Raw genomic sequence first — 10,113 nt, forward strand, 5'->3', positions numbered from 1 at the left:
CCTGCACAGCATGACGCACACGCCCCCCTCGCCCCGTACCGCAGCAGGCCCCGTCCCGCCGTCCGCAGCGCCGGACCTGGACGGACGCACCGCTCTTGTCACCGGCGCCGCCGGCGGCATCGGCCGCGCGTGCGTTCTGCGTCTGGCCGCCGCGGGCGCCGCGGTGCGGGCCGCCGACCGGGACGTCGAGGGCCTGGCGGAGCTCGCGGAGCAGGCCGCGGCGGGCGGCGGCCGCGGCGCCGTCGAGACCGTGGTCCTGGACCTGACCGACCTCGAGGCTGCCGAGCGGGCCGCCGAGGGCACCGACATCCTGGTCAACAACGCCGGGCTGCAACTCGTCCGCCCCATCGAGGACTTCCCTCCGGATGTCTTCGCCACGGTGCTGAGGGTGATGCTGGAGGCTCCCTTCCGGCTGATCCGGGGGGCGCTGCCGCACATGTACCGGCAGGGCTGGGGCCGGATCGTGAACATCTCCTCCGTCCACGGACTGCGGGCCTCGGCCTACAAGAGCGCCTACGTCTCGGCCAAGCACGGGCTGGAGGGACTCTCCAAGACCGCCGCTCTGGAGGGCGCGGCGCGCGGCGTCACCTCGAACTGCATCAGCCCGGGCTATGTGCGCACCCCGCTCGTCGAGCGGCAGATCGCCGACCAGGCGGCGGCCCACGGGATCGAACCCGAGCGGGTCGTCGCCGAGGTCATGCTCGCCGACTCCGCAGTGAAGCGCCTCCTCGAGCCGGAGGAGGTCGCCGAGCTCACCGCCTATCTCTGCACACCGCACGCGTCTTTCATCACCGGTGCCTCGCTGACCATGGACGGCGGATGGACGGCACACTGATCTGTCGGTATCCCTGACAGCGTGCCGCGCGACCCGTACGAAGCCCACAAAGCCCCGGACCGACCCCCGCACCACAAGGCCCCCGACAACCACGGCGGAACCATGGCTCCCCACAGCCCCTGCGACGCTCCCTTCCTGCGGCTCCTCGCCCGCGGGGCAGCGGCCGAGGAGTACGAGCGGCCGGTCCTTGCGGCCAGGGCGGAGGGCGCGACGCCCGCCGTGCTCGAGGAGATGGAGCAGGCCAAGCTGCTGGCCCTGCGGGTGCGGGCGGAACTGGAGGGCCGCCGACGGCGCGAGGCCGAGCTGTCGGCGCTCTTCGAGACGGCCGGCGACCTCGCGGGGCTGCGCGACCTGGACTCGGTGCTGCAGGCCATCGTTCAGCGGGCCAGGTCCCTGCTCGGCACGGACGTGGCGTATCTCAGCCTGATCGACCGCAAGGCAGGCGACACCTACATGCGCGTCACCGAGGGGTCCGTCTCCGCCGAGTTCCAGAGAGTGCGGCTCGGGATGGGGGAGGGGCTCGGAGGCCTGGTCGCGCAGACCGCTCTGCCCTATGTCACCGAGTCCTACTTCGACGACGAGCGCTTCCGGCACACCCATCCGATCGACTCGGCCGTGCGCGACGAGGGACTGGTGGCCATCCTCGGCGTGCCGCTCGTGCTCGGCACAGGCGTCATCGGGGTGCTCTACGCGGCGGACCGCAGGGCCCGCGTCTTCGAACGCGGGCAGATCGCCCTGCTGGCCTCGCTGGCCTCGCTCGCCGCCGTCGCCATCGACACGGCGAACCTGCTCGACGAGACCCGTTCCGCGCTCGCCGACCTCGGCGCGGCCAACGAGACCATCCGCAACCACAGCGCCGTGCTGGAACGGGCCTCCGAGGTGCACGACCGGCTCACCGAACTCGTCCTGCGCGGCGGCGGCGTGGACGACGTGGCGGACGCCGTCGCCGAAGTGCTCTCGGGGACGGTACGGGTCGTCGGCACCGACCGCGACCCCGTCCCCGACGCGCTCGCCGGCGCCGTCGCCCGCTCGCGCAAGGACGGCCACGCCGTACGGCAGGGCGAGACCTGGACGGCCGCCGTCACGGCGGGCGGCGAACTGCTGGGCGCCCTCGTGCTGCACGGCCACCCCGAACTCGACCCCGTGGACCAGCGCACGCTGGAGCGGGCCGCCATGGTCACCTCCCTGCTGCTGCTCGCCCGGCGCACCGCGGCGGAGGCAGAACAGCGTTTTCGCGGTGAGCTCCTGGACGACCTGCTCGACGCCCCGCACCGCGACCCCGCGCTGTTGCGGGAACGCGCGGGACGGCTCCGCGCCGACCTCGACGCCCCGCACGTCGTGCTCGCCGCGCGCGTCGACGAGGAGCACGCCGGAGCCGCCGCCGACCGGCAGCGGCTGTGGTCGGCCGCCTCCCACCTCGCCGCCACCCGCCGGGGCCTGGCCGCCGCCCGTGACGGCGGCACGGTGCTGCTGCTCCCCCTGGAACCGGGCTCCGACGCCTCCGCCACCGCCCGCCGCATCGCCCAGCAGCTGGGCACGGCCGTGCAGGCAGCCGTCACCGTCGGAGCCTCCGGCCCCGTCCACGCGCCGGCCGGCCGTCCCGGCTCCGTCGCCCTGGCCTACGCGGAGGCGCAGCGCTGCGGTGACACCCTGCGCGCCCTCGGCCGCGCGGGGGAGGGCGCCGCGGGCGACGACTTCGGCTTCCTCGGTCTGCTGCTGACCGACTCGCGCGACGTCGACGGCTTTGTACATCGCACGATCGGCGCCGTCGCCGACTACGACAGCCGCCGGGGCACCGACCTCGTGCGCACCCTCGACGCGTACTTCGCCAGCGGGATGAGCCCCGTGCGCACCAAGGACGCCCTGCACGTGCACGTCAACACCGTCGCGCAGCGCCTGGAGCGGATATCCCACCTCCTCGGCGCCGACTGGCAGTCGCCGGACCGCGCGCTGGAGATCCAGCTGGCCTTGCGTCTGCACCGGCTCGCGGCCGGCCCGGAGGGTCCGCGGGCCCCCGCGGGTCAGGACGGGCTGTCGCCCGCGACGAGCTCCACCTCAAAGCCGTCGCCGTTCTCCAGGTAGGCGGCGTAGTGCGCCTCGCCGCCCGCGTACGGATGGAGCTCGGGGAACATCAGTGTCCAGCCGTGCCGGGGCGAGACCGCCACCAGGGCGTCCAGTTCCGCCCGGCCTGCGACATGGAACGCGAGGTGGTTCAGCCCCGGCCTGCGGCGTTCGTGCGGCCCCCCGACGAGATCCGGTGACCGCTCGACGACGACATAGGTCGGCCCCAGACGCCAACTGCGGCCCGCCTCCCACCGCTGGTACGGGGCGTAGCCGAGCCTGCCCAGCAGCCAGCCCCACTCGGCGTCCGCGCGCTCCACGTCAGGCACCCACAGCTCGACATGGTGCAGCTCCCCCGTCCTGTGCGTCACGTCACTCATGATCACGACAGTAGACCCCGCCACTGACATCCGCGGCGGGGTCTGCGTGCCGGGAGCGGGCGGTGGCCGCCGCGGGTCAGCCCGCGTTGACCGATCGGGCCGGCGGGGCGTCCTTCGTGCTCCCGGCCTCGACGGCGTCGAGGTCCCGGCCGCGGGTCTCCTGGGCCATGCCGACGGCGACCAGCGTGAGCAGGGACGCGGCGATGACGTACAGCGCGATGGGGGTCGAGCTGCCGTAGGACGCGAGCATCGCGGTCGCGATGAGCGGCGCCGGGGCGCCGGCGGCGACCGAGGCGAACTGGGCGCCGATCGAGGCGCCGGAGTACCGCATCCGGGTCGCGAACATCTCGGAGAAGAAGGCCGCCTGCGGCGCGTACATGGCGCCGTGCAGCACCAGTCCGCCCGTCACGGCCAGCAGCACGGCCGGGAAGCTCTTCGTGTCGATCAGAGCGAAGAAGGGGAAGGCCCACAGGCCCACGCCCGCCGCTCCCAGCAGGTACACGGGCCTGCGTCCGACGCGGTCGGAGAGCGCGCCCCAGGCGGGGATGACGGCGAAGTGCACCGCCGAGGCGATGAGCACGGCGTTCAGCGCGGTCTGCTTGCTCAGGTCCGCTTGCTCGACGGCGTAGACGAGGACGAAGGCGGTGATGACGTAGTAGCTGATGTTCTCCGCCATGCGGGCGCCCATCGCCACCAGGACGTCCCGCCAGTGGTCGCGGAGCACCGCCAGCAGCGGCAGCCGCTCGATCGTGGACTCCTCGGCCTCGCGGGCCTGCGCCCTGGCGAGCGCCGCCTTGAAGACGGGGGACTCGTCGACCGACAGCCGGATCCACAGCCCCACGATCACCAGCACGCCCGACAGCAGGAAGGGCACGCGCCAGCCCCACGAGGTGAAGGCGGCGTCCGAGAGCAGGGCGGTCAGCGCCGACAGGACGCCCGTGGCGAGCAGCTGGCCGGCCGGCGCCCCCGTCTGCGGCCACGACGCCCAGAATCCGCGGCGCCGTGCGTCACCGTGCTCCGAGACGAGCAGCACCGCGCCGCCCCACTCACCGCCGAGCGCGAAGCCCTGCACCAGGCGGAGCAGGGTGAGCAGCACCGGAGCGGCGACCCCGATGGCGGCGTACGTCGGCAGCAGGCCGATGCAAAACGTCGTGCCGCCCATGAGCAGCAGGCTCAGCACGAGCAGCCGCTTGCGGCCGAGGCGGTCCCCGAAGTGACCGAACACGAGGGCGCCCACCGGCCGGGCGGCGAAGCCGACCGCGTAGGTCAGGAACGACAGCAGGGTGCCGACCAGCGGGTCCTGCTCGGGGAAGAACAGCTTGTTGAAGACGAGCGCCGCGGCGGATCCGTAGACGAAGAAGTCGTACCACTCGATGGTGGTGCCTATGAGGCTCGCCGCGACGATTCTGCGGAGCGAGCCGGGTGCGGTGGGCGCGGGTGCCGGGGTTGCCATGGTCACCACTTCCGGGCGGGGGACGGGACGTTTCCGTGTCGCCACACCGTAGGAACGGCCCCGTCACGCTCACATGTGGTGGCACACCACAGTTGTCCGCCCCGGTATGCGGGCGGCCACCATGACGGTTTGCGCGGGCCGCGAGACCGGGGACCAGCCGGGCCGGCGAGGCCGGACCCATCGGTTTGAGGGGCCGGACCCGCCTGGAAAGACGGGGTGGCGGGCCGCCCGCGGGAGGGTCCATTCGAGTGGTCGCCGTTCACGAGATATCTTGATGTCGAGCAATGTTGCAGACGTGGAGCGGAGCACCGGTGACTGACTCGACCATCATCTATACGCACACCGACGAGGCGCCGGCGCTGGCGACGTACTCGTTCCTGCCCGTGATCCAGGCGTACGCGTCCACGGCCGGAGTCGCCGTGGAGACCCGTGACATCTCCCTGGCCGGGCGCATCATCGCGAACTTCCCCGAGTACCTGGAGGAGAGCCGGCGCATCCCCGACGCCCTCGCCGAGCTCGGCGCGCTCGCCAAGACCCCCGCCGCCAACATCATCAAGCTGCCGAACATCTCGGCCTCGATCCCGCAGCTGAAGGCCGCCATCGCCGAGCTGCAGGCGCAGGGCTACGCGCTGCCGGACTACCCGGACGACCCCAAGTCCGACGAGGACAAGGACGTCCGCGCCCGCTACGACAAGATCAAGGGCAGCGCCGTCAACCCCGTCCTGCGCGAGGGCAACTCCGACCGCCGTGCCCCCGCGTCGGTCAAGAACTACGCCAAGGCGCACCCGCACCGCATGGGCGCCTGGTCGGCCGACTCCAAGACGAACGTCGCGCACATGACCTCCGACGACTTCCGTTCCACCGAGAAGTCCGCCGTCATCGCCGAGGACGGCGCCCTGCGCATCGAGCTGGTCGGTGACGACGGCACCACCACCGTGCTGCGCGAGTCCGTGCCGGTGCTCGCGGGCGAGGTCGTGGACGCCTCCGTGATGCGCGTCGCCGTGCTGCGCGAGTTCCTCGGCGAGCAGGTCGCGCGTGCCAAGGCCGAGGGCGTCCTGTTCTCGGTGCACCTGAAGGCCACGATGATGAAGGTCTCCGACCCGATCATCTTCGGTCACGTCGTCCGCGCCTTCTTCCCCAAGACCTTCGCCCAGTACGGCGAGACCTTCGCGGCGGCCGGCCTCACCCCGAACGACGGCCTCGGCGGCATCCTCAAGGGCGTCGAGGCCCTGGCCGACGGCGCGGCGATCAAGGCCTCCTTCGAGGCCGAGCTGGCCGAGGGCCCCGCCCTGGCCATGGTCGACTCCGACCGGGGCATCACCAACCTGCACGTCCCGAGCGACGTCATCGTGGACGCCTCCATGCCGGCCATGATCCGCACCTCCGGCCACATGTGGGGCCCGGACGGCCAGGAGGCCGACACCCTCGCGGTGCTCCCCGACAGCAGCTACGCCGGCATCTACCAGGCCGTCATCGACGACTGCCGTGCGCACGGCGCGTTCGACCCGGCGACGATGGGCTCGGTGCCCAACGTCGGCCTCATGGCGCAGAAGGCCGAGGAGTACGGCAGCCACGACAAGACCTTCGAGATCCAGCACACCGGCACCGTCCGCCTGGTCGACCAGAACGGCGACGTCGTGCTGGAGCAGGCCGTCTCCGCGGGCGACATCTTCCGCGCCTGCCAGACCAAGGACGCCCCGATCAGGGACTGGGTCAAGCTCGCCGTCTCCCGCGCCCGCGCGACCGGTGACCCGGCGGTGTTCTGGCTGGACGCGGAGCGCGCCCACGACGCGAACCTGATCGCCAAGGTCGAGCAGTACCTGCCGGAGCACGACACCGAGGGCCTGCAGATCGAGATCAAGTCGCCGGTCGAGGCGACGAAGTTCTCCCTGGAGCGCATCCGCCGCGGCGAGAACACGATCTCCGTCACCGGCAACGTGCTGCGCGACTACCTGACCGACCTCTTCCCGATCCTGGAGCTGGGCACCAGCGCCAAGATGCTGTCGGTCGTCCCGCTGATGAACGGCGGCGGCCTCTTCGAGACCGGCGCCGGCGGCTCCGCGCCCAAGCACGTGCAGCAGCTGGTCAAGGAGAACTACCTGCGCTGGGACAGCCTCGGCGAGTTCCTGGCCCTCGCGGTCAGCTTCGAGCACCTGGCGACCACCACGGGCAACGCCCGCGCCCAGGTGCTGGCCGACACCCTCGACCGCGCCACGGGCACCTTCCTCAACGAGGACAAGTCGCCCAGCCGCCGGCTCGGCGGCATCGACAACCGCGGCAGCCACTTCTACCTGGCCATGTACTGGGCCCAGGAGCTGGCCGGGCAGACGGACGACGCGGATCTGGCCAAGGCCTTCGGCCCGCTCGCCCAGACGCTGACCGAGAAGGAGCAGGCGATCGTCGACGAGCTGAACGCCGTGCAGGGCTCCCCGGCGGAGATCGGCGGCTACTACCAGCCGGACCCGGCCAAGGCCGCGGCCGTCATGCGCCCGTCCGCGACCTTCAACGAGGCGCTGGCGACGCTCGCCTGACGCGACACGCGTACGACGCGAGCGCGGCGCGCGAACTCAGGACGACGCGAACCGCCCCGGCTGGTGATCCAGCCGGGGCGGTCCCGTGTCCGGGGCGGCGCGTGCCCTACGCGAAGACGCCGTCCAGCCAGGCCTGCCAGCGCTCGCCGGACCGCTCGCCGTCCGCGCCCGGGGCGAAGTCGTGCACGCTGACGCCGACCGGGGCGCCCCAGTGGTTGCGGCCGAAGACGCGGTACATCGCGTCGCCGGTCCGCAGGCCGACGAAGTACCGGTCGCGGTAGTCGACCACGGCCTCCACCGCCCTGGCGCCGGGCAGTTCGACCCGTACTTCGGCGCCTTCGATGGCGTCGTCCGGCACCCCGAGGGCCCGGGCGACGACCTCGAGGGCGTCCGGCGCGGTCGACGCGGTGGGCCCGTTGACCGTGGCACCCCGGTGGGCGGTGTCCGCGCAGGTGACGCGACGGAACGCCAAGGGCCCCATCGCGTTACAGCGTGGTACTGCACCCCGTACCGCGCGGCTCCTAAGGTCAGCCGTCAAGCGGCCCGGAGTTCACCTCCGCGGCCCGCCCATTGCCGCGACGTCGGAGGGAAGACCGATGAGTCGAGTAGTGCGCGCCGCGCTCGTCCAGACGAAGTGGACCGGCGACAAGGAGTCGATGACCGACCTGCACGAGCGGTACGCCCGCGAGGCCGCCGGTCAGGGGGCGCAGGTGATCGGCTTCCAGGAGGTGTTCAACGCCCCGTACTTCTGCCAGGTGCAGGAGCCCGAGCACTACCGGTGGGCGGAGCCGGTGCCGGACGGCCCGACGATCGTGCGGATGCAGGCGCTCGCCAAGGAGCTGCGCATGGTGATGGTCGTCCCGGTCTACGAGGTCGAGCAGGCGGGCTTCTACTACAACACCGCCGCCGTGATCGACGCCGACGGCGGTTACCTGGGCAAGTACCGCAAGCACCACATCCCGCAGGTCAGGGGTTTCTGGGAGAAGTACTACTTCAAGCCCGGCAACCTGGGCTGGCCGGTTTTCGACACGGCCGTCGGCAAGGTCGGCGTCTACATCTGCTACGACCGCCACTTCCCCGAGGGCTGGCGCGCGCTCGGCCTCGCCGGCGCCGAGCTGGTCTACAACCCCTCCGCCACCTCGCGCGGGCTGTCGGCCTACCTGTGGCAGCTCGAGCAGCCGGCCGCGGCCGTCGCCAACGAGTACTTCGTCGCCGCCATCAACCGGGTCGGTCAGGAGGAGTACGGCGACAACGACTTCTACGGCACGTCCTACTTCGTGGACCCGCGCGGCCAGTTCGTGGGCGACGTCGCCTCCGACAAGGAGGGGGAACTGCTCGTGCGCGACCTGGACTTCGGGAAGATCGAGGAGGTCCGCCAGCAGTGGGCCTTCTACCGCGACCGCCGCCCCGACGCCTACGGCCCGCTGACCGAGGCGTGAGAAGAGGGAGGGAACCCGTGAGCCGAACCCTGATCCGCGGCGGCCTCGTCATCACCGCCGCCGAGGAGGTGCACGCCGACGTCCTCGTCGATGGCGAGCGGATCGTCGCGCTCGCCGCCGCAGGCAGCACCGTCGCGGAGAGCTGGACGGCCGACACCGTCATCGACGCGAGCGGGAAGTACGTCATCCCGGGCGGGGTGGACGCGCACACCCATATGGAGTTGCCCTTCGGTGGCACCTTCGCCTCGGACACCTTCGAGACCGGTACCCGGGCCGCCGCCTGGGGCGGGACGACGACGATCGTGGACTTCGCGGTGCAGTCGGTGGGCGATTCGCTACGCGCCGGTCTGGACGCCTGGCACGCCAAGGCCGAGGGCAACTGCGCCGTCGACTACGCGTTCCACATGATCGTGTCGGACGTCGACGAGAACAGCCTCAAGGAGATGGACCTCCTGGTCGAGGAGGGCGTCACCTCCTTCAAGCTGTTCATGGCCTACCCCGGTGTGTTCTACAGCGACGACGGCCGCATCCTGAGGGCGATGCAGCGTGGCGCCGGCAACGGCGGCCTGGTCATGATGCACGCGGAGAACGGCATCGCCATCGACGTGCTGGTCGAGCAGGCGCTGGCGGCGGGGAAGACCGATCCCCGCTATCACGGGGAGGTGCGGCGGGAGTTGCTTGAGGCCGAGGCGACCCACCGCGCGATCCGGCTGGCCGAGGTGGCCGGTGCGCCGCTCTACGTCGTCCACGTCTCCGCCGAGCAGGCGGTCGCGGAGCTGGCAGCGGCGCGCGACCGCGGGCTGAACGTGTTCGGTGAGACGTGTCCGCAGTATCTGTTCCTGTCGACGGACAACCTGGCGGAGCCGGACTTCGAGGGTGCCAAGTACGTCTGTTCGACGCCGTTGCGGCCGAGGGAGCATCAGGCGGCGCTGTGGAGGGGGTTGCGGACGAACGATCTGCAGGTGGTGTCGACGGATCACTGCCCGTTCTGCTTCGTGGGGCAGAAGGAGCTGGGGCGGGGTGACTTCTCGAAGATCCCCAATGGTCTGCCGGGGGTGGAGAACCGGATGGACCTGTTGCACCAGGCGGTGGTGGAGGGGCACATCAGCCGTCGCCGGTGGATCGAGATCGCGTGTGCGACGCCGGCGCGGATGTTCGGCCTGTACCCGCGCAAGGGCACGATCGCGCCGGGTGCGGACGCCGACATCGTGGTCTACGACCCGGACGCGGAGCAGGTCGTCTCCGCGGCCACGCACCACATGAACGTCGACTACTCGGCCTACGAGGGCAAACGGGTCACCGGACGGGTGGAGACCGTCCTGTCCCGCGGCACCGTCCTGGTCGACCAGGACCGATACCTGGGCCGGGCCGGCCACGGCCGCTACCAGCCCCGTGAGACCTGCCAGTACCTCGT

At 71.7% G+C, this 10,113-nt stretch carries 8 protein-coding genes; 5 read left to right on the plus strand and 3 right to left on the minus strand.

Features of this window, described 5'->3' with window-relative positions:
* Nucleotides 1-10: 10 nt before the first annotated feature.
* On the plus strand, nucleotides 11-835 hold the full coding sequence (locus tag AC3ET4_RS29480) for a 3-hydroxybutyrate dehydrogenase (RefSeq protein WP_431954818.1): 825 nt from the start codon (nucleotides 11-13) through the stop codon (nucleotides 833-835).
* 102 nt (nucleotides 836-937) lie between these two features.
* Entirely contained in the window at nucleotides 938-2,917 is a 1,980-nt protein-coding gene (locus AC3ET4_RS29485; protein WP_431954804.1) for a helix-turn-helix domain-containing protein, read from the plus strand.
* Here AC3ET4_RS29485 and AC3ET4_RS29490 read toward each other — a convergent pair.
* Entirely contained in the window at nucleotides 2,857-3,276 is a 420-nt protein-coding gene (locus AC3ET4_RS29490; protein ID WP_431954806.1) for a VOC family protein, read from the minus strand. The two genes, AC3ET4_RS29485 and AC3ET4_RS29490, sit on opposite strands and share 61 nt — an antisense overlap.
* A gap of 76 nt (nucleotides 3,277-3,352) precedes the next feature.
* Nucleotides 3,353-4,729: an MFS transporter gene (locus AC3ET4_RS29495; RefSeq protein ID WP_431954808.1), complete on the minus strand. Its 1,377-nt coding sequence runs from the start codon at nucleotides 4,727-4,729 to the stop codon at nucleotides 3,353-3,355.
* Between the two features lie 311 nt (nucleotides 4,730-5,040).
* Between AC3ET4_RS29495 and AC3ET4_RS29500 the strand changes: the two genes are divergently transcribed.
* Nucleotides 5,041-7,260, plus strand: a complete 2,220-nt coding sequence (locus AC3ET4_RS29500) for an NADP-dependent isocitrate dehydrogenase (protein WP_431954810.1) — start codon at nucleotides 5,041-5,043, stop codon at nucleotides 7,258-7,260.
* Nucleotides 7,261-7,366: 106 nt separating this feature from the next.
* On the opposite strand, the gene AC3ET4_RS29505 is transcribed toward AC3ET4_RS29500, so the two are convergent.
* Nucleotides 7,367-7,732: a hypothetical protein gene (locus tag AC3ET4_RS29505; RefSeq protein ID WP_431954812.1), complete on the minus strand. Its 366-nt coding sequence runs from the start codon at nucleotides 7,730-7,732 to the stop codon at nucleotides 7,367-7,369.
* Nucleotides 7,733-7,856: 124 nt separating this feature from the next.
* On the opposite strand from AC3ET4_RS29505, the gene AC3ET4_RS29510 reads away from it, so the two are divergent.
* Complete coding sequence (locus AC3ET4_RS29510; protein ID WP_431954814.1) at nucleotides 7,857-8,699, plus strand: nitrilase-related carbon-nitrogen hydrolase; 843 nt, start codon at nucleotides 7,857-7,859, stop codon at nucleotides 8,697-8,699.
* 17 nt (nucleotides 8,700-8,716) lie between these two features.
* A partial coding sequence (hydA, locus tag AC3ET4_RS29515) for a dihydropyrimidinase (protein WP_431954816.1) occupies nucleotides 8,717-10,113 on the plus strand: 1,397 nt, incomplete at its 3' end.

The organism is Actinacidiphila sp. bgisy167 (assembly GCF_057707665.1).

Excerpts from the sequence above, each read along its gene's own strand:
- AC3ET4_RS29480 (WP_431954818.1), top strand. The coding sequence starts at position 11 with ATGACGCACACGCCCCCCTCGCCCCGTACCGCAGCAGGCCCCGTCCCG.
- AC3ET4_RS29510 (WP_431954814.1), top strand. The coding sequence starts at position 7,857 with ATGAGTCGAGTAGTGCGCGCCGCGCTCGTCCAGACGAAGTGGACCGGC.
- AC3ET4_RS29490 (WP_431954806.1), bottom strand. The coding sequence starts at position 3,276 with ATGAGTGACGTGACGCACAGGACGGGGGAGCTGCACCATGTCGAGCTG.
- AC3ET4_RS29495 (WP_431954808.1), bottom strand. The coding sequence starts at position 4,729 with ATGGCAACCCCGGCACCCGCGCCCACCGCACCCGGCTCGCTCCGCAGA.
- AC3ET4_RS29485 (WP_431954804.1), top strand. The coding sequence starts at position 938 with ATGGCTCCCCACAGCCCCTGCGACGCTCCCTTCCTGCGGCTCCTCGCC.